19 protein-coding genes and 2 pseudogenes are annotated in these 19,106 nt (G+C 70.6%); 12 read left to right on the top strand and 9 right to left on the bottom strand.

What is annotated here, in order from left to right:
- Positions 1 to 42: 42 nt before the first annotated feature.
- The 7 genes and pseudogenes from NV348_RS34010 to NV348_RS33980 all read left to right on the top strand — a co-directional run.
- Positions 43 to 1,335 carry an MFS transporter gene (locus NV348_RS34010; RefSeq protein ID WP_447150581.1) on the top strand — a complete coding sequence of 431 codons (1,293 nt, stop codon included), beginning with the start codon at positions 43 to 45 and terminating at the stop codon, positions 1,333 to 1,335.
- Positions 1,336 to 1,362: 27 nt separating this feature from the next.
- A complete protein-coding gene (locus NV348_RS34005; RefSeq protein WP_447150580.1) occupies positions 1,363 to 1,953 on the top strand; it encodes an RBBP9/YdeN family alpha/beta hydrolase in 591 nt (196 codons plus the stop codon).
- Positions 1,950 to 2,693, top strand: a complete 744-nt coding sequence (locus tag NV348_RS34000) for a CoA transferase subunit A (protein WP_447150579.1) — start codon at positions 1,950 to 1,952, stop codon at positions 2,691 to 2,693. The genes NV348_RS34005 and NV348_RS34000 overlap by 4 nt, the downstream gene beginning before the upstream one ends.
- Before the next feature lie 35 nt (positions 2,694 to 2,728).
- Positions 2,729 to 3,334, top strand: coding sequence for a 3-oxoacid CoA-transferase subunit B (locus NV348_RS33995; protein ID WP_447151210.1), 606 nt, complete (start codon positions 2,729 to 2,731; stop codon positions 3,332 to 3,334).
- Positions 3,335 to 3,351: 17 nt separating this feature from the next.
- Positions 3,352 to 4,038, top strand: coding sequence for a DUF8020 domain-containing protein (locus NV348_RS33990; protein ID WP_447150578.1), 687 nt, complete (start codon positions 3,352 to 3,354; stop codon positions 4,036 to 4,038).
- Between the two features lie 78 nt (positions 4,039 to 4,116).
- Entirely contained in the window at positions 4,117 to 4,728 is a 612-nt protein-coding gene (locus NV348_RS33985) for a class I SAM-dependent methyltransferase (protein WP_447150577.1), read from the top strand.
- A gap of 393 nt (positions 4,729 to 5,121) precedes the next feature.
- A pseudogene (locus tag NV348_RS33980) lies at positions 5,122 to 5,241 on the top strand (OsmC family protein); the annotation flags it as partial.
- Positions 5,242 to 5,255: 14 nt separating this feature from the next.
- Here NV348_RS33980 and NV348_RS33975 read toward each other — a convergent pair.
- The 5 genes and pseudogenes from NV348_RS33975 to NV348_RS33955 all read right to left on the bottom strand — a co-directional run.
- Positions 5,256 to 6,077: pseudogene (locus NV348_RS33975) on the bottom strand (STM4011 family radical SAM protein); the annotation flags it as partial.
- Between the two features lie 2 nt (positions 6,078 to 6,079).
- Entirely contained in the window at positions 6,080 to 7,417 is a 1,338-nt protein-coding gene (locus tag NV348_RS33970; RefSeq protein ID WP_447150576.1) for an STM4012 family radical SAM protein, read from the bottom strand.
- Positions 7,414 to 8,250, bottom strand: a complete 837-nt coding sequence (locus NV348_RS33965; RefSeq protein WP_447150575.1) for an STM4013/SEN3800 family hydrolase — start codon at positions 8,248 to 8,250, stop codon at positions 7,414 to 7,416. Before NV348_RS33965 ends, NV348_RS33970 begins: the two co-directional genes overlap by 4 nt.
- A complete protein-coding gene (locus tag NV348_RS33960) occupies positions 8,247 to 9,311 on the bottom strand; it encodes an STM4014 family protein (RefSeq protein ID WP_447150574.1) in 1,065 nt (354 codons plus the stop codon). The genes NV348_RS33965 and NV348_RS33960 overlap by 4 nt, the downstream gene beginning before the upstream one ends.
- 6 nt (positions 9,312 to 9,317) lie before the next feature.
- Positions 9,318 to 10,298: an STM4015 family protein gene (locus NV348_RS33955; protein ID WP_447150573.1), complete on the bottom strand. Its 981-nt coding sequence runs from the start codon at positions 10,296 to 10,298 to the stop codon at positions 9,318 to 9,320.
- Between the two features lie 155 nt (positions 10,299 to 10,453).
- Here NV348_RS33955 and NV348_RS33950 point away from each other — a divergent pair, with 155 nt between their 5' ends.
- Complete coding sequence (locus NV348_RS33950) at positions 10,454 to 10,780, top strand: DUF8820 family protein (protein WP_447150572.1); 327 nt, start codon at positions 10,454 to 10,456, stop codon at positions 10,778 to 10,780.
- Positions 10,781 to 10,797: 17 nt separating this feature from the next.
- Positions 10,798 to 11,799, top strand: coding sequence for a DUF6745 domain-containing protein (locus tag NV348_RS33945; protein WP_447150571.1), 1,002 nt, complete (start codon positions 10,798 to 10,800; stop codon positions 11,797 to 11,799).
- Positions 11,800 to 11,805: 6 nt separating this feature from the next.
- Here NV348_RS33945 and NV348_RS33940 read toward each other — a convergent pair whose 3' ends face one another.
- Positions 11,806 to 12,660: an alpha/beta fold hydrolase gene (locus NV348_RS33940; protein ID WP_447150570.1), complete on the bottom strand. Its 855-nt coding sequence runs from the start codon at positions 12,658 to 12,660 to the stop codon at positions 11,806 to 11,808.
- 55 nt (positions 12,661 to 12,715) lie between these two features.
- Between NV348_RS33940 and NV348_RS33935 the strand changes: the two genes are divergently transcribed.
- Positions 12,716 to 13,321, top strand: coding sequence for a TetR/AcrR family transcriptional regulator (locus NV348_RS33935; protein WP_447150569.1), 606 nt, complete (start codon positions 12,716 to 12,718; stop codon positions 13,319 to 13,321).
- A gap of 9 nt (positions 13,322 to 13,330) precedes the next feature.
- Here the strand turns inward: NV348_RS33935 and NV348_RS33930 are convergent, their stop codons facing one another.
- Positions 13,331 to 14,284 carry an endonuclease/exonuclease/phosphatase family protein gene (locus NV348_RS33930; RefSeq protein ID WP_447150568.1) on the bottom strand — a complete coding sequence of 318 codons (954 nt, stop codon included), beginning with the start codon at positions 14,282 to 14,284 and terminating at the stop codon, positions 13,331 to 13,333.
- A gap of 145 nt (positions 14,285 to 14,429) precedes the next feature.
- Between NV348_RS33930 and NV348_RS33925 the strand changes: the two genes are divergently transcribed.
- Both NV348_RS33925 and NV348_RS33920 read left to right on the top strand, forming a co-directional pair.
- Positions 14,430 to 15,791, top strand: a complete 1,362-nt coding sequence (locus NV348_RS33925; RefSeq protein ID WP_447150567.1) for a M20/M25/M40 family metallo-hydrolase — start codon at positions 14,430 to 14,432, stop codon at positions 15,789 to 15,791.
- A 27-nt stretch (positions 15,792 to 15,818) separates the two neighbouring features.
- A complete protein-coding gene (locus tag NV348_RS33920; protein ID WP_447150566.1) occupies positions 15,819 to 16,346 on the top strand; it encodes a YbhB/YbcL family Raf kinase inhibitor-like protein in 528 nt (175 codons plus the stop codon).
- Positions 16,347 to 16,404: 58 nt separating this feature from the next.
- Here NV348_RS33920 and NV348_RS33915 read toward each other — a convergent pair whose 3' ends face one another.
- Both NV348_RS33915 and ribA read right to left on the bottom strand, forming a co-directional pair.
- Positions 16,405 to 18,231: an AMP-dependent synthetase/ligase gene (locus tag NV348_RS33915; protein ID WP_447150565.1), complete on the bottom strand. Its 1,827-nt coding sequence runs from the start codon at positions 18,229 to 18,231 to the stop codon at positions 16,405 to 16,407.
- A gap of 132 nt (positions 18,232 to 18,363) precedes the next feature.
- Positions 18,364 to 19,050, bottom strand: a complete 687-nt coding sequence (gene ribA / locus NV348_RS33910) for a GTP cyclohydrolase II RibA (protein WP_447150564.1) — start codon at positions 19,048 to 19,050, stop codon at positions 18,364 to 18,366.
- Between the last annotated feature and the right edge of the window lie 56 nt (positions 19,051 to 19,106).

Genomic DNA, 19,106 nt, shown 5'->3' with positions numbered 1-19,106 from the left:
GTGGACGTCAGCGACGACGTCCACCGGTTCGCAGGAGCACCCATGGACCACACCACGACCGCCGTCGCGGCGACGTATCGAACGCTGTCCGTCTCCCGTACCTATCCCTGGCTGGTGTTCGCGCTGGCCTTCGGCCTGCTATTGGCCGACTACATGTCGCGCCAAGTGCTCAGCGCGGTCTTTCCGTTCCTGAAAGCCGAATGGGCGCTGTCGGATTCGCAACTGGCGTCGCTGAGCAGCGTCGTCGCCCTGATGGTCGGGCTGCTGACCCTGCCGCTGTCGGTGCTGGCCGACCGGTGGGGCCGGGTCAAGAGCCTGGTGCTGATGGCCCTGGTGTGGAGCGCCGCGACACTGGTGTGCGCGCTCGCCGACAACTACCCGCAGATGCTGGCCGCGCGTTTCTTCGTCGGTGTCGGTGAGGCCGCCTACGGCAGCGTCGGTATCGCGCTGGTGCTCAGTGTGTTCGCCGCGCGCAGGCACGCCGCGCTGAGCGGGGCGTTCATGGCCGGCGGCTCGTTCGGGTCGGTGCTCGGGGTCGCCGCGGGCGGCGTGATCGCGGTGCACCTGGGCTGGCGGTGGTCGTTCGCGACCATGGCGATCTTCGGGCTGGTGCTGGCGGTGGCGTTCCGGGCGGTGGTCACCGAGGAGCGCACCGCCGGCCACGTCACCGATCCCGCGCCCGAGATCGCCTACCGCGCGCCGCTGTCGACCCTGTTCACCAATCCGGCGGTGCTGTGCGCCTACGTGGGCAGCGGCTTGCAGATGTTCACCGCGGCCGTGCTGCTGTCGTGGATGCCGAGCTTCTTCAACCGCTACTACGGGCTGGCGCCCGATCGGGCGGCGGGGCTGGCGGCGGTCATCGTGACCCTCGTCGGCACCGGCATGGTGGTGTGCGGGGTGATCACCGATCGGGTCGGCCGCGCCGACATGGGCCGCAAATGGAGCACCGCGATCGTGTTCTGCCTGATCTCGCTCGTCAGCCTCGGGCTCGGGTTCAGCCTGGACACCGGTGTGCCGCAGCTGGTTCTGCTCGGCATCGGCGCCTTCTTCTCCGGTGGTTCGGCGGGCCCGACCGTCGCGATGGTCGCCAATCTCACCCACGCCTCCGTGCGCGCCTCGGCGTTCGGCACCCTCACCCTGGCCAACAGCTTGCTCGGCCTCGCCCTCGGCCCGTTCGTCGTCGGAGTGCTCGCCGACCACCTCGGTCTGTGGGACGCGCTGCGCGTGACACCGGTGGTGTCGGTGCTCGCCGTCGTGGCCCTGCTGCTTGGCCGCCGTGTCTACCCGCTGGGGCTGCGCAAACTCGCCGCCGTGCACGCCGCCGCACCGCATTGATTCTCGTCGAAAAGGATGACCGCACCGATGAATTCCCTTCCCACCCCGACGGTCGTGATCGTGCCGGGTCTGCGTGATCACGTCGCCGACCACTGGCAGACCCTGCTGGCCGCGACCCTGGACGAGGTGGCCATCGTGCCGCCGCTGGAACACGACGGGCTCAGCCTGCCCGCGCGGATCGCCGCCCTGGACGCGGTACTCGCCGAGATCAACGGACCCGTCGTCCTGGTCGCGCACAGCGCGGGCGTGATGATCACCGTGCACTGGGCTCAGCAGGCCACCCGCCCCGTGCGCGGCGCGCTGCTGGCGACGCCCCCCGACTTCGAAACACCGCTACCGCCCGGCTATCCCAGCGCCGCGGACCTCGCCACGCACGGCTGGACCCCGGTGCCGCGCCGCCGGTTGCCGTTCCCGAGCATCGTCGCCGCGAGTAGCACCGACCCGCTGGCCACCGCCCGGCGGGTGTCCGGGATGGCCGAGGCGTGGGGGAGCAGCCTGGTCGAGCTCGGCGATGTCGGGCACCTGAATCCGGCCGCGGGCTACGGCCCGTGGCCGCGCGCGCAGGAACTCCTCGACGACCTGCTCGCGATGACCGACAGCGCGGAGCTCGCCCGATGACGACGGTCATGGCCACCGCCGCCGAGGCGATCGCCGATATCGGCTCCGGTGCGTCGCTGGCTGTCGGCGGGTTCGGGGTGTGCGGCATTCCGGACACCCTGATCCGCGCGCTCGCGGCAGGCAGCGCAGACGAGTTGGAGATCTTCTCCAACAATTGCGGCACCGACGACCACGGGTTGGGAATTCTGCTGGCGCAGAAGCGGATCCGCCGGGTCACCGCGTCCTATGTCGGCGAGAACGCCGAGTTCGCCCGCCAATACCTGGCCGGGGAACTCGAGGTCGAACTGACGCCACAGGGCACCCTGGCGGAGAAACTGCGGGCGGGCGGCACCGGGATTCCCGCGTTCTTCACCGCCGCGGGCGTCGGCACACCCATCTCCGAGGGTGGGCTGCCGTGGCGGTATCACACCGACGGGTCGGTGGCGGTGGCCTCCCCGCGCAAGGAGGTCCGGACCTTCGCGGGCCGCCGGTTCGTGCTCGAGGAGTCGATCACCGCCGACTACGCCCTGGTGCACGCCCTGATCGGCGACACCGCGGGAAATCTGGTGTTCAACAAGGCGGCCCGCAACTTCAACCCGCTCGCCGCGATGGCCGGGAAGGTGTGTATCGCGCAGGTCGAGACCCTCGTCCCGGCGGGCACGCTCGATCCGGCGCAGGTGCACCTACCCGGGGTGTTCGTCGACCGCATCGTGCACACGGGCCCGCAGACCAAACCGATCGAAAGGCGGACCGTCTCGTGACCTCGACTGTCACAGCCGGCTGGACGCGTACCGAGATGGCGGCCCGCGCCGCCCGGGAACTGCGCTCCGGCGAGTACGTCAACCTCGGGATCGGCCTGCCCACGCTGATCCCCAATCATCTGCCCGTCGATGTGGCGGTGACGTTGCACTCGGAGAACGGGATCCTCGGCACCGGCCCCTACCCGCACGCCGACGACGTCGACGCCGACCTGATCAACGCGGGCAAGGAAACGGTCACCGTCGCCGACGGCGCCGCCTTCTTCGACTCCGCGCTCAGTTTCGGCATGATCCGCGGCGGCCACATCGACACCGCCGTGCTGGGCGGCATGCAGGTCTCGGCCACCGGGGACCTCGCCAACTGGATGGTGCCCGGGCAGATGGTGAAGGGCATGGGCGGCGCGATGGACCTGGTCCACGGTGCCCGCCGGGTGATCGTGCTGATGACCCACACCGACAAGGCGGGCGCGTCGAAGATCGTGCCGCGCTGCACGCTGCCGCTCACCGGGGTCGGTGTCGTGCACCGCGTCATCACCGAACTCGCCGTCATCGATGTCGAACCGGCGGGGCTGATGCTGCGCGAATGCGCGCCCGGCGTCAGCGAAGACCACGTCCGCGCCGTCACCGCGGCACCCCTGCACTGAAGATGAGGAACCACACCATGCTGATGAAGACGCTGACCGCCGCCGCGCTCACGGTGGTCGCCGCGACGGGTACCGCGCACGCGGATCCGGCCGATCCCAGCCCGATCGGGTTCACCGCGCACGCCACCGAGACGGCCTCGATCATCGAGATCGATGCCGGCACCCTCACGGTCGAGAACGGGGCGCTGACGGCGAAGGCCGACAACGGCACCGTCGTCGCCGCGGCACCACTGCGCTTCGCCGTCGACGACTTCGTCTTCCCGATCGCCGCGCACATCGATGGCCGCACCGCGACCCTGACGCCTGAACTGTCCATGGACAAGGCGGTCTACCGGCCGGTCGCGTTGCCGTTCGAGGACAAGGCGCCGTGGAAGACCGAATACGACCGCGAACAGGCGGCCTGGGCGCGCATGACCACCACCATCTCCACCGGCGCCGCGGTCGGCACGCTGATCGGCGGACTCGGTGGTGCCGCCGTCGGGTGTGTCCTCGGTGGCGTCGTCGGCGCGACCGTCGCCGCGGCGACCATCGTCGGCCTGTTCGGACCGTTCCTGCCCGCGGCCGCCGTCGGCTGTCTCGGCGGCATCCTCGCGGTCGGCGCCCTCGGTACCGTGGCGGGTCAACTGCTGGTGACCGCACCCGTCGCGGTCGGGGCCGTGATCCAGTACTTCACCACGATCACCGCGCCGTTCCCCGCGAAGTAAGGCAGCGCCGCCCGGTCGCCGTGTCCCGGCGACCGGGGTTCGGCGGCGCGATGCGGGCATACAGGGGATGATCGAGGGATGGGCTTCTATACCGAGCGGATCCTGCCGCACATCGTCGACACGGTGTGCGGGGTGGCGAACAACGATCCTCTGCGCAGGCGCACCTGCGCCGGTCTGCACGGGGCTGTGCTCGAAGTCGGGTTCGGGTCGGGGACCAATGTGGAGTTCTATCCGGACGCGGTGGAGCGGGTCAGCGGAGTGGAACCGGCGGATACCGCGTGGAAGATCGCGGCCAAGCGGGTGGCGGCGAGCCGGGTACCGATCGAGCGGGCCGGCCTCGACGGGCAGGCGCTGCCGTTCCCGGACGCGACATTCGACACCGCGCTCTCGACCTTCACGTTGTGCACGATTCCCGATGTCGAGACCGCGCTGGCCGAGATCCGCCGCGTGCTCAAACCCGGCGGCACACTGCACTTCGTCGAGCACGGGCTGGCCCCCGACGCCTCGGTGCGGACCTGGCAGCATCGGCTCGACCCGATCCAGCAGCGCATCGCGGGCGGATGCCACCTCGATCGCGATATCCCCGGCCTGATCGCCGGCGCCGGATTCGAGACCGTCGAACTCGACCGGTTCTACCAGCCGGGCGCGCCGAAGGCCTTCGCCGCCTTGTCCTTGGGTGTCGCGCGCTGACCACGGTCGGCCTGTCGACGCTGATGCCGGCACAAGGAAATCCTGGATGACCACGCCGCGGCGATACTGGATCGAATTCGACCGGCAGGAGTGCTCCGACGCACGGCTCTGGGAGGGCGTCGGCGTGACCGGATCCGACGTCCCGGATTGCCTGTCACCGCGGCACGCCCGATGCGGCCCGGCGAGACTCCGCGCACGAAGACGGTGTGGTGGGACGAGATCCCGCACATCGAAGATCGACCGCACGGCAACGACTCGCACTGAGGTGCCGCTCCGGCCGAGGTTGGAATCAGGCCGAACGTATGGGTGGGCGGGACGTCGGCGCGGCGATAGCGTCCCGGCATGACCAGTCAGCTCACCACGCTCAACGAGATCTCCGACGCGACCGCGCGGGCCGGGCCCGAGACCGCGCAGCGCTACGCCGAACTGCAGCAGGCGGTCGACGCGCACTGCCCGGTGCTCGACCTGTCGACGGGCGTCACGCCGGTGAATACCACACTCGACGTCGGCTGAGTGGGAATCCGTTCCAGCACACCACCGGCGAAGACGTCGTAGAGCGGCAGTGTCTCCAGGTGGACATAGCCGATGTGGCAGTCGCACACCGACAGTGGGCACGGACGCGGAGTCAGTGCCGCACGGTAGGAGCCGTCGTAGAGGTTGCCCAGTGGGGTGCGGACGAAGTGGCAGCGGCGGACCTCGCCGTCACCGTCGACCGAGATCACCGACGACCCGGTGCGGCACGGTGATCCGGCCGATCGGTGCGGGTGCCTGCTGAACGGGAAGAGCGCGTCGATGGCGGTCCAGCGCGCGGCCTCGTCGTCGGTGTAGGTGTGGCCCTCGGCGGCGTTGACCCACAGGTACACGTGGTCGGGCAGGTCGGCGCGCAGGCGGCGGGCATGGTCGAGATGCTCGGGCAGGCCGACGATGCCGACGCTGAACCGGATTCCGGCCTCGGCCAGCCGTTCGGCCTTGTCCAGGAAGCGGCGATAGGGCGTCTGGCCGGGATGGTAGGTGCACCAGAGGGCGAGGGTGTCGCGGTCGGCGTCGGCGGTCCAGTCGATCCGGCCGCCGAGATTGGTCTGGATGGCGACCCGATCGACGTGCGGGCGGTGCGACAGCTCGACCAGTGCCGTCCGGTACCACGAACGCACCAGGCCCTCACCCCACGGCGTGAACAGCACCGACAGGCGGTCCTCGGTCTGCGCGTGCGCCCACTCGGTGAAGCGGCGCAGCGCGGCCCGATCGGCGCGCAGCTGGTCGGTGGAGTCGCGGCGCTTGGCGAACGGGCAGTACGGGCAGTCGTAGTCGCAGGAGGCGAGCGGGCCGCGATACAGGATGGTCAGGTCCACGGTCAGCGCAGTTCGTAGGCGGCCATGGCGGCGCGCACGGCGGGGGAGAAGAAGCCGGGGCCGATCGCGTCGGAGTACGCCAGGCCCTCCGGTGACAGGCGCAGTAGGCCGGATCCGGTGTCGGCAAGCCAGCCACGGTCGGCCAAGGCGTGCAGTTCGACGCCGAAGTCGTCCCAGGGGTCGGTGCCGAAGCGGGCACGGTAGTCGGCGACGGGGAGTCCGTCCGCTTGCAGCAGCGACTGGAGCAGGTGCCTGCGGGCGGCTTCGTCGCCGTCGATCACCCGGCCGTGCAGCGCCGTGGCGAAATCCGTCGTCGCGACGTAGCTGTCGATGATGCCGCGCACTTCGCGCAGGTCGACGGCGTAGTCGAAGGAGTAGTGCAGCGTGCTCGTGTAGGAGCGGGCGCCGCAGCCGAGCCCGATCATGCCGTCGGTCTGGCAGGCGTAGTCGTCGGGGCCCTGGGGCGGCGCATCGGCGCGGCGGAACATGCGCATGGATACCTGTTCGTAGCCGGCGGCGCGCAGATGGTCGCGGCCCTGCGCGTACAGCGCGAGCCGGACGCGGTCCCAGTCCTGTTCGGCGACAGCGGGATCGGCGTGTCGGGCCAAACCGGTCAGTGGGCGCACGTAGAGCGGGTAGAGGTAGATCTCCTCCGGTCGCCAAGCCAGTGCCGCGTCCAGTGAGACCCGCCAGCTCGCGGCGGTCTGACCGTCGATGCCGTAGATGAGGTCGATATTGAGCACGGGGATGCCCGCGTCACGGATCCGGCCCAGGGCCGCTTCGACCTCGGAGCGGCGTTGCGGCCGCACCGCCGCTCTGGCTTCCTCGTCGATGAAACTCTGCACGCCCAGGCTCAATCGGGTCGCCCCGCGATCGGCCAGTACCGCCAGCCGGTCGGCGGTGGCGGTGGACGGCGACGCCTCCACCGACAGCGGGATCGCGCGCAGGTCGGCGCCCATGATCCGCTCGGCGATATCGCAGAGCCTGGTCAGCTCGTCGGCGGTGAGGAAGGTCGGGGTGCCGCCACCGAAGGCCGCGTTGGCGAAGTGCGATGGTTCGGCATCGCCGAGACCGTCGCGGACCGCGGTGGCCTGGCGGGCGAGCGCGTCGAGATAGCGGCCGGTGAGACCGTCCGGTGCGCCGACCCGGGTGAACAGATTGCAGAAGCCGCAGCGCACCTCACAGAACGGGATGTGCAGATACAGCGAGAGCGCCGACCGGGATTCGCCCGCCCACACTCGCGACAGCGGCGGCCGGTCCGGCAGCGGCCGGTAGGCCGTCTTGTGCGGATAGGCGTAGACGTAGTTCTGGTACGGGCGCGGTAGCGCGGTGTCGATCATGCGTCGGGCTCCAGGAAGAAGTGGCTGTAGGGGACCGTCCACACCGACTCGTGGCCGAGCCGGTGACCGGTGTACCCGTCGTCGCCGTACGCGGTGCCGTGATCGGAGCACACGATCGCGAAACACCGTCGGCGCGACCGCATCGCGTCGAACAGCCTGCCGACATGGGCGTCGATGTATTCCAGCGCCGCTGCGTGGGTGTCCCGGCTGTCCCCGGCGTCGTGCGTCGCGCCCGGTAGATGGAACCAGTTCGGCTGGTGCAGTGCCGAGGCATTGAGGAACAGGAACAGCCGCTGATCGGCGGGCACAGCGGAGACCGCACGCTCGGCGCAGGCCACCTGTGCCGCGAACGAGGTCGGGGACGCTACGGAGAACTCCGGTGCCCAATGGCTTTCGGTGAACAGTCCGGGCAGCACGCTGCCGAGCGCGCCCCGCTTGTTGAAGAAGCCGACGCCGCCGATACACACCGTGTGGTAGCCGCGGGCCGCCAGCGCCGTCACCAGATCGGGCTCCTCGAAGACGAAGGTGCCCTCGGCGGTGGTCTCGCTGCCGGCGAACCGGGCCGCGAACAGCCGTGGATGCGGGCCGGGTGCGGCCGGAGTCGGCAGGAAGCCGGCGAAGATCGCGTGGTGGGAGGCGTAGGTGAAACTGCCCGGCGCGTGGCGCTTTTCCCATTGCCCCTGCGGCAGATACGTGGACAGGGTGGGCAGCCTGCCCGCCGCCGCGAGTTCGGTCGCGATGTCGTAGCGCAGAGTGTCGAGGGTGAGCAGCAACAGGTCGTCGCGGCCGACGACCTCGGTCATATCGGGGCGGGCGGGTGTCGAGGCGGTCATCGGGACGCTCCGATCGCGTCTGCGGCGGTGAGCTGCGCGGTGTAGGTGTCCAAGCCCTCGGCCGGAGTTCCGGGCAGTCCGGTCAGTCCCGGCAGCAGGTCACCGAAGGCGTTGACCTCACCGACGGTGAACCGTCGCCAGTCCACGCCGGGCAGGAGATCGACCCCGACACACAAGGTTGCGGGGAAGCAGGCAGCGGCGCTCTCACAGATCTCCATCGCCTCGGCCCAGCGCGCACCCGTCGCGGCACGGACCTGAGCCAGGTCACCGCGGGCACCACCGAGATGCAGGTTGGTCAGCGGGCCGCGGCTCGTGCGGACGACAACGTGGGTCGCCCGGCCCGCGATCACGACGACCCGCAGGTCCGCGGAGCGGCCGCCGGTGGTGGCCTTGGGAATCCAGCGTTCGACGTGCAGCCCGTCGGGAGCGAGCCGGTCGACGATGGCGGCGATCTCGCGCTCGTCGCGATACCGGCGCACCCGCAGCGAATTGTGCAGGGCGCCCTCGGCACTCACCTCGACCGAGGTGGTCGCCTGCCAGCGGCCCGAGGCGGTGGATTCGATCGCCAGCACCCCCGACGCCGACGATCCGTGCGCGAGCTTCACGAACACCCGCGCCATGCCCGCCGCGCGCATCTGCGCCCGGACCTCGGCCCAGCCGTGCAGGGGGCCGGTGACCGGCGACGGCGGGACCGGAACACCGGCCGCGGCGAGGCGGGCATGACAGCGCCGCTTGTCGAACAGCACCGCGAGCTCGGCCGGATCATCGAGCCTGCGCCCGCCGCGCAGTGAGCCCACCGCCGCGAGGAAGCGGGTGTACCAGCGGGCCGAACCCTCCACGCGGGTCGGATCATTCACGCCACGCAACACTGCATCGACTGCCATATTCTCGCCCGGCGAGTCCAGCCGGACGACCTCGTCGTCGGCGAAATCATGACCACCGTCGGTCAGCACCGACAGCCATGCCACGACCCGCGGCGCCGGATATCCCGCGGCGCGCGCCGCGTCGGTGAACAGCCGGACCCGCCGGTTCTCGGCGTTGCCGACCACCACCCAGCGCACGTCGGGTCACTCGCCGACCGCGACGAACCGCCACACCGAACCGTCGTCGTCCGCATCGGACTCGGCGTCGTCGGTGTCGAGGTTCACGGCCACGCCCGCCGGGGCGAGGGTATCGGCGAAGCGGGCGCCGATCTCCTTGCTCACGTAGTTGTAGTGCAGGTCCAGCGATGTCAGGTGGGTCAGGGGCTGGCCGCCGAGCAGCGCGGCGGCGCCGTCGTCGGTGAGCACACCCATCGACAGATCGAGCTCCTCGAGCCGGGCGACCACCGGAGCCGAGGCCACCGCGGCGCACACCGCGTCCTGGATCTCGCTGTTGCGCAGGGCCAGGCGTTTCAGGCTGGGCAGCTGGTCACCGGACAGGATCGGCGCGAGGTCGCTGACATCGGCGTCACCGCCGTATTCGGAGGTGCCCAGCCACAGTTCCAGATCGTGCAGCGCGGGCAGGTCGCTGGCGGCGATGCCGCGGACCACGGCGACCGGCAGGCCACCGGCCTGCACCTTCAGCGTGCGCAGGTGCTCGTGGCGGACCGCGGGGAACTCGAGCTGCATGCCACCGCGCACGCCGAGCTCCTCGAGCCGCGGGAACGCGTCGAGCAGCCGGGTGACCTCGCCCTGGTTGATCCAGGAGATCTCGCACTCCTCGCCGATGATGTCGCCGACGAACAGCGCCCGCAGCGCCGGAAGCCGCTCGCGGGCAGCGATGATGGCATCGATGACATCGTCGGGGCGGTTGTCGTAGGCGTCGGCCCACGAGCCGACGACGATCGCGCGCACCCGCGCCGGATCGACGGTGTCGAGGAACCGGGCGAACGCCTCCGGCCAGGTCTCCGCGGCGTCGTAGGCATCGACGCCGATCCGCCACGCCACACCGTCGGCAGCGGGCAGCAGCCGCACGGCCGCCTCCCGCGCTTCGGCGTCCTTCTCCGGGCCCGGGAACGAATAGGTGGGCAGACCACCCCACCCGCGCAGATGTTCTCCGATGGACATAGCTGTGCCCGCCCCTTCTGGCGTAGTGACCCCGTGGTGACAGCTGTGTTTCTACCAAGCGGCACCGACAATCCGCGCGGCGGGCCGAGTTGTCGGCACCTGCCGCTACCGTCCACGCCACGGCAGCGGTCGCGGGCCGTGACGGGAGGAAATTCATGTATCGACAAGGCGATGTCCTGATCGTGCCGCTGGCCGAGACGGCGGTACCCGGCAGTGCGCCGGCGGCACGGGGCGAGAACCGTGACGGGCGGGGCAGGCTCGTGCTGGCGCTCGGGGAGGTGACCGGGCATGCGCATGCGATCGCGGCGCCCGGCCGGTTGATCAGGGAGGCAGGGGCTTTCGGCCCGATGCTGCTGCACCTGCCCGAAGGCGGGCGGGTGGTGCACGAGGAGCACGCGGCCATCGGCCTGCCCAAGGGCTGGTACAGGGTGGTGCGCCAGCGCGAGTACATCCCCGGCTCCGTCCGGGTGGTAGCAGACTGATGACCGGGGAGACGACGATGACGGACAACCACTGGCGGACGATCGCCGCCGCCACCGGACCGGGCGACCGTGCGGCCGCCGAAGCGGGCGTGCGCCTTGCCTATTCGCGCGCGGGGCTGCCCGCACCGGACCAGATCCGCTGGGCGCGTTCACCGCTGGAGGCCGTGCGGATCCTGACCTCGGGGATCGACACGGGCGCACCGGTGCGCGAGGCGGTGCGCAGCGGTCCATGGGCGGCCGAGCGTGCCCGGTTGCACGCCGAACTGGGTGCGCACGGCTACAGCGCGCATTGGCGCGCCACCGGCGCCGACCTGTGGGAGGTCACCGGCATGGTGATCGACCGGATCCGCGCCGGCGTCGTCGAGGCCGCGGCAGGTGATCGCAAGCAGGAGCGGCGGATCCGGGTACTGCTGCTCGATGCCGTGCTCGGCCAGCACGAGGCGGCCTGGCTCAGTGCCTACGACGCCACACCGGGGCGTCCGCTCGACGGGGTCGCCGCGGTGGCGCGGCACGCCGGCTGGTGGTGGCCCTACGAGAAGGTCGCGGTGATCTCCGAACGCCCCCTTGCCCTGCACCGCGACGAGGCCGGGCGGCTCGACCGCGCCGACGGGCCCGCCCTGGCCTATGCTGATGGCTTTGCCTTGCACGCGTGGCGTGGCATGCCGGTGCCTGCCGAATTCCTGGACAGTCTGAACTCGCTCACGCCGCAGCGGATCCGCGACGAGGAGAACGCCGAGCTACGTCGGGTGATGCTCGAGCACTACGGCTATGACCGCTACTTGACCGAATCCGATGCCCGTCCCGTCCATCGCGACGAGACCGGCATCCTGTGGCGGATCGATCTCGTCGGCGACGAGGACGTGGTCATGGTCGAGGTCGTCAATTCGACGCCGGAGCCCGACGGCACGAATCGCGTGTACTGGCTGCGCGTGCCACCCACCACCCGCACCGCGCGCGAAGGCGTCGCGTGGACGTTCGGGCTCGGTGCCGACGCCTACCACCCCGTGCAGCAGACCTGAGCGACCTCAGCGCTCGGTCGGCTGCGCCGAGGTGGCGGCGAGGAAGTCCGTGACAGCGGCGGCGACCGCGCTCGGCTGGTCGAGCATCGACAGGACGTAGGCGTCGTCGATCTCGACCAGCCGGGCGCGCGGGATCAGCTCGGCCAGGCGGCGGCCGTGCTCGCGCGGCATGACCTTGCCCGCCGACGACCACAGGATCAGGGCCTCGCCCCGGAAATGCCGCAGCGCTTCGGTATTCGCGACGAGGTCGGACTTGCGGAAATCCGAGCGGGCGTAGGCGAGCAGGTCGGTCCGGATACCCCGATCGCGCAGACCCGGCTCGGTCCAGCCGTGGACGAGGTCGTCGGGGAGGGGGAACTTCGCCATCCAGCCGAACATCAGCGGGCTGTCGCGCAGCAGGCGGATGCGGAGCTGGCGCAGTGCGAGGGTGATGCCGCCGGGCAGATAGGCGGCCAGGGTCGCGGTCTTGCCGGGCAGGCCGGGTGGGAAGTTGTCGAACGCCTCGCTCGGGAAGACGATCAGCCGGCCGACGCGGTCGTCGAGCCCGAAGGCGGTGAGGAACAGGGCACCGCCCCAGTCGGAATGGACGAGGGTGACCTCGCGCAGGTCGAGGGCGGCGAGGAAATCGGCGACGAGCTGGTTGAGGCCGCGCAGGCTCAGGTCGGTGCCGGGCCGCAGCGGTTCGGGGTGCGCGCCCAGCGGCAGATCGGGCAGCACATAGCGGAAGCCGGTCGGGAGCAGGTCGAGGACGGAATCCCAGACCGTGTGGTTCATCAGCAGGCCGTGCAGCAGCACGACCGGTGGGCCGTCGCCGCGTTCGCGGTAGTGGATGCGGCCCGCGGGCAGATCGACGGTCGGCATGAGGACCTCCAGCGTTAGAGTGTTCGCTCTAGTGTGTTTGCTCTAGTCTGGAACGGTGAGCGAGAAGATGTCAACGGCTACCCGGGATCGGCTGGTCGTCGCGGTCGCCGAGCTGATGCGCACGCACGGGTACAGCGCGATCACCGTCAAACAGATCACCGCGGCCGCGCAGGCGCCGATGGGGTCGCTCTACCACCACTTTCCGCACGGCAAGGTGCAGATCGCGGCGGAGGCGCTGCGGACCTCCGGCGCCGCCTACATCCAGCTGCTGCCGCTGCTGATGGACCCGCACCCTGATCTGCGGGTGGCGGTGCCCGCGGCGTTCGACGATGCCGCACGCACGATGGCCGAGTCGGGGTGGATCAATATGTGCCCGGTCGGCACCGTCGCCGGGGAGATCGCCGACAGCGAACCGGAGCTGCGGGCGGTCGCCGCCGAGGTCGTCGCGGACTGGATCGACCAGGGCACCGCGTATTTCATGCGGCGTGGGCTGGACGCGGGCGAGGCGCGCGACCTCGTCATCGGCCTGCTCAGCGCGCTGGAAGGCGCGTTCGTGCTGGCCAGAACCTTGCGCTCGGCCGAACCACTGCACGCGGCGGGGCGCGCGGTCGGCGCGCGGATCGACGCCCTGGTCGCCGCCCGCGAGCAGGGCGGCGGCTGAACGATGCCGCTAGCGGCGGTCGAGCACGACCCGGGCCACGAGCGCCTTGTGATCGGCACCGGGCAGCGCGACGGTCTCCACCACGGTGGCGTGCGCGCCGGCCAGCAGCACGTGGTCGATGCCGACCAGCGGCGGCAGGCGCTTGTCCGTCGGATAGGTGACCAGATGCCCGGCACCGGCCTGAGCGGCGGCATCGGCGAAGCGGCCCGACGCCAGCGCCCGGAACCGCGCGTGGTCGTAGGTGGCGTTGAAGTCGCCGCCGACGATCACCGGGCGATCGGCCGGGGACCGGCGCAGGATGGCGGCGAGCCGGGACAACTCGTCGGCCCAGACTCCGGCGTCGTAGACCGGCGGGACCGGATGCACCGCGTAGATCGCGACCGGTCCGACCTCGGGAATCGTGGCGGTGGCCGAGATCTGGTTGAGGACGTAGCCGTCGTATTCGACGGTGTCCGACAGCGGGTACCGACTCCAGATCCCGGTCCCGCTCGCGGTCTGACCGGGGGCGAGATAGCGGTACGGCAACACCTCGTCCAAGCCGGCGCGCCCGAGCTCGGTGACGGCCACGCGGGTGAGCTCGTTGACGGTGAGTACCGCGACGTCCCGCGACCGGACCTGGGCCACCAGTGCGGCCGGGTCGGCGCCGTCGAACAGCAGATTCGCCTGCATCACCGTGATCGCGGGACCGGCGCCCCCACCGTCGGCGAAATACAGCGGCGCCTGTGTCGCCACACCGAGTCCCGCGACGACCACCGCGGCACCGGTCGCGACCCACTGCCGGGTCGCCGCGAAGCCCACCGCGCCGAGGATCGCCCCGCCCATCAGATAGGGCGCGCCGGACGCGGCGAGCACCAGTGGCTCCGCCGGCCAGCCGACGTAATGCAACGCCACACCGAGTGCGCCCGCCGCCGTCGCGGCACCCGCCAGCAGCCGCGTCCCGACCCGAACGACCTGCGATCTCATCGCCACAGCCAAACACGCCGGGCGGCGGACGCGCGAATGCGGGGGAATTCGGCTCAGCCCGAGCAGTAGTCGCCGGCAGCGGCGGAATCCGTGCGAGCCAGGGGAGCTGGCGCGGGGCACAGCGCCGGGGTGGTAGGAAGGGGACGTGTCGGCATCTGGCGAGAGTTCTGGTTCGAGCGAACGGTCCCGCGCGGTGGACGAGGTGGTGGAGCTGGTCAGTGCGCTGATCCGGTTCGACACCTCCAACACCGGTGAGTTGGCGACCACGAAAGGCGAACGTGAGTGCGCCGAGTGGGTGGCCGCGCAGTTGCGGGAGGTCGGGTACGAGACGGAGTACGTCGAGTCGGGCGCACCCGGCCGCGGCAACGTGTTCGCCCGGCTGAAGGGCGCCGACTCCGGCCGTGGCGCGCTGATGATCCACGGCCACCTCGACGTCGTGCCCGCCGAGGCCGCCGACTGGAGCGTGCACCCGTTCTCCGGCGCGGTCCGCGACGGGTACGTCTGGGGTCGCGGCGCGATCGACATGAAGGACATGGTCGGCATGACGCTGGCCCTGGCCCGCCAGTTCAAGGCCGAGGGCACCGTCCCGCCGCGCGATCTGGTGTTCGCCTTCCTCGCCGACGAGGAGAACGGCGGCAGATGGGGGTCGCAGTGGCTGGTGGACAACCGGCCCGACCTGTTCGACGGCGTCACCGAGGCGGTCGGCGAGGTCGGCGGCTTCTCACTGACGGTGCCGCGCCCCGACGGCACCGAACGCAGGCTCTACCTGGTGGAGACCGCCGAGAAGGGCCTGGGCTGGATGCGGTTGCGGGCCAAGGCCCGCGCCGGGCACGGCTCGTTCCTGCACCACGACAACGCCGTCACCATTCTCGCCGAGGCCGTCGCCCGGCTGGGCAGGCACACCTTCCCGGTGGTGCTGTCGGACTCGGTGGCCGAATTCCTCGCCGCGGTCAGCGAGGAGAGCGGATTGGAGTTCGACCCCGAGGGCCCCGACATCGAGGGCCAGCTCGCCAAACTCGGCACCATCTCCCGCATCATCGGCGCCACCCTGCGCGACACCGCCAATCCGACGATGCTGCAGGCGGGCTACAAGGCCAATGTCATCCCGCAGACCGCCGAGGCCGTGGTGGACTGCCGCGTGGTGCCGGGGCGGCAGGCCGCGTTCGAACGCGAGGTCGACGAGCTGATCGGCCCGGACGTCGAGCGCGAGTGGATCACCGAGCTCGACTCCTACGAGACCACCTTCGACGGCCATCTCGTCGACGCCATGAACGACGCGGTGCTCGCCCACGACGCGAACGGGCGCACCGTGCCCTACATGCTCTCCGGCGGCACCGACGCGAAAGCGTTCGCGCGGCTGGGTATTCGCTGCTTCGGCTTCGCGCCGCTGCAGCTGCCGCCGGACCTGGACTTCGCCGCCCTGTTCCACGGGGTGGACGAGCGGGTGCCGGTGCAGTCACTGGAATTCGGCACCCGGGTACTGGAACACTTCCTCCTGCACAGCTGAGCACCGACGCCACGAATCGGAGAACCCATGAGCTACAACCCGTATGACGCACTGCCGCAGGTTCCGTCGTTCACCGTCACCTCCGCCGACATCACCGATGGCCGACCGCTGGCCAACGATCAGGTCTCGGGTGTGTTCGGCGCGGGCGGCAAGGACATCTCGCCCCAGCTGAGCTGGTCCGGATTCCCGGAGGGTACGCAGAGTTTCGCGGTCACCGTCTACGACCCGGACGCGCCGACCGCCGCGGGCTTCTGGCACTGGGCTGTCGCCAACATCCCCGCCTCGGTCACCGAGCTCGACGCAGGCGCGGGCAGCGAAGGCGGCACCCTGCCCGCCGGCGCGGTCACCCTGCGCAACGACGGCGGCTTCCCCGGCTTCGTCGGCGCCGCCCCGCCGCCGGGCCACGGCCCGCACCGGTACTTCGTGGTGGTGCACGCCGTCGACGTGCCCGAGCTCGAGGTCGGCCCGGACGCGACACCCGCCTTCCTCGGGTTCAACCTGTTCTCCCACTCGCTCGGCCGGGCCACCCTGATCGGCACCTACGAGCAGAACTGAACAGAAGCGGCGGTGGCCCCGGGAGTCGGCACTCCCGGGGCCACCGCCGTTGTCGTGCCTACTTCACAGTGACGACGTGATCGGCCGGCGTCGCGGCGTAGAGCTGCTCGATCTGCTCGGCGTACTTGGCCGCGATCGGGGTGCGCTTGAGCGACATCTTCGGGGTCAGCTCGTCACCGCCCGGCTCCCACAGGGTTTCCACGATCACGAAGCGCTTGATCTGCTCCACCCGGGACAGCTTGCGGTTGCCCGCCGACACCGCGGCCATGACCTCCTCGACGATCTCGCTGCGCCGGGTGAGCTCGGCGTGGGTCGCGTCGGTGGCGCCGAACTCCTTGGCGCGCAACGCCACGACATCGGGGTCGAGCATGATCAGCGCGGTGATATAGGGGCGGGCCTCGCCGATCGCGACGGCCTGACCGATCATCGACGACGCCGCTTTCATGGCGTTCTCGATGTTGGAGGGGGCGATGTTCTTGCCCGCCTCGCTGATGATCAGTTCCTTCTTGCGGTCGACGATGCGCAGGTAGCCGTCGGCGTCGAGGGTGCCGATGTCACCGGTGTGCAGCCAGCCCGCGTCGTCGATCGCCTCGGCGGTCTTGTCGGGCATGTTGCGGTAGCCGGGGGTGACGATCGGACCGCGGATGAGCACCTCGCCGTCGGCGTCCAGACGCAGCTCGACACCGTCCATGACGCGACCGACCGAGCCGGGGCGCGGCTTGTCGATATCGGTGAAGGTGCCGACACCGGTGGTCTCCGACATGCCCCACACCTCGCTGACCGCGAACCCGAGGCCGAGGAAGTACTCCAGGGTCTCCGCGGGCACCGGGGCGGCGCCGGACGCGGCGACCTTGAGATCACCGAAACCGAGCGCTTCGCGCAGCTTCGACAGCACCAGCGCGTCGGCCACCTTGTGCTGCACGCCGAGCAGCAGCGAGCCGCCCTCACCGGACAGCTTCGCCTTGGCCTGCGCGACCCCGACCCCGATCGCCCAGTTCGCCAGCGCCTTCTTCACCGGGCTCGGCTCGACCGCGAGCTTGTTCTCGATGCCTGCCTTGATCTTCTGCCACACCCGCGGCACACCGAAGAACACGGTGGGCCGGGCGTCGGGCAGCGCGGCGGCGATCTCGCGCGGGTCGGGCACCGTGGTGATCTGGATGCCGGTGAGCAGGCTCATCGCGTGCGCGGAGATGCGATCGGCGACGTGCGCGGCGGGCAGGTACGACACGGCACGGTCGTCGAAACCGACCGGCAGCGGACCGGAGACCAGGCCGACGACCTGGGCGATCACATTGCTCTGGGTGAGCTCGACGCCCTTGGACGGGCCGGTGGTGCCGGAGGTGTAGATCAGGGTGGCCAGATCGCCCGGCTGCACGGCCTGCCACGCGGCGTCGAAGTCGAAGCCGGGCTCCGGATCGGACTCCAGCTGGGCCAGGCCGATGGTGCCCTCGGCGGTCCCGTCGACCAGGACGGTGTGCTCGACCTCGGCGCCGGATTCCCGGATGACGTCGAGGAACGCCTGCTCGGTGACGACGACCTTGTTGCCGGCGTTGGCGAACACGTGCGCGATCTGTTCGGGGGAGCTGGTGTTGTACACCGAGAACGGGGTCGCGCCCAGGTGCAGGGCCGCGGTGTCGATCAGGTTGAACTCGGGGCGGTTGGTCAGCATGATGCCGACCGCGTCACCGTGGCGCACACCGAGTTTCGCCAGGCCGGCGGCCAGCGCCCGCACCCGCGTCGCGTACTCCGCCCAGGTGATCTGCTGGGTGCCGCCGACCGTCCGCAAGGCGATCTGGTCGGGCCGCAACGCGGCGGTCTGCTGGAAGGCGGCGGGCACGGTGTGCACCGTGACGCCCGAGGCGTGCGCGAAACCGATGTCTGTCATATCCCTGTTCCCGAATAGGCCGTTCCGGATGCTGAGCCGATGCGAGTGAATCCTTCTCATCATCTCGAGAGATGGGCGTCACAGTGGCGCAGCTCACTCATCGTAACCGGACATACGGGATTGTGGCGTGGGTTACCGCCGACGACGTGGCCGCCACCAGGACGGCGACGCGGTGCTCGGGGCGGCGTCGGCGAGCGGATCGGCCGGGATGGTGTGGGCGCGCTGTCGCCGCTTGGCCTGCAGGTATTGCCTGCCGCGGGCCGTGTGCAGGGTGATCGTGAGTGCCACGGGGTCGACGGTGATCCCCGCGCGGTCCAGGGCGTGGCACTTGTCGGGGTTGTTGGTCAGCAGCCGGACCCGGGTGAGCCCGAGTTCGCGCAGCGCCGCCGCGGCGGCGTCGTAGCGCCGGGTGTCGGGGTCCAGGCCCAGGCGCTGATAGCTGTCGAAGGTGTCGGCGCCGGAGCGTTCGCTCTCCCGATACCCACGGGCCTTCCACAGCAGCCCGGCGCCGCGACCCTCCTGTTCGAGGTAGGCGAGCACGCCCGCACCCTCGGCCTGGATACGGTCCATCGATGTCGCCAGCTCGGCACCGCAGTCACAGTCGTCGGATCCGAGGCCCTCGCCGTAGAGGCAGCGCGAGTGCACTCGGACCAGGCAGCCGTCGTGTGGTTCGCCGAAGACCAGCAGGTAGCCGCCATCGGTGGGGTCCGCGATTTCGATGACCCGGACCGGGAGGTCGCTGCCGCGGCGACTCAGTCGGTGCGCGGTGTCGGCACCGGCACGCCCGGTTCTGGCACTGCCGAACGACAGTATGGTCAACGATCCTCCGTGCGGGAACAGGGCGGCGCGACCGCCGGCGTCGGACTGGGCGTGCG

This window comes from Nocardia fodinahabitans, assembly GCF_052983615.1.
This window is presented reverse-complemented; position numbering and strand designations above follow the sequence as displayed.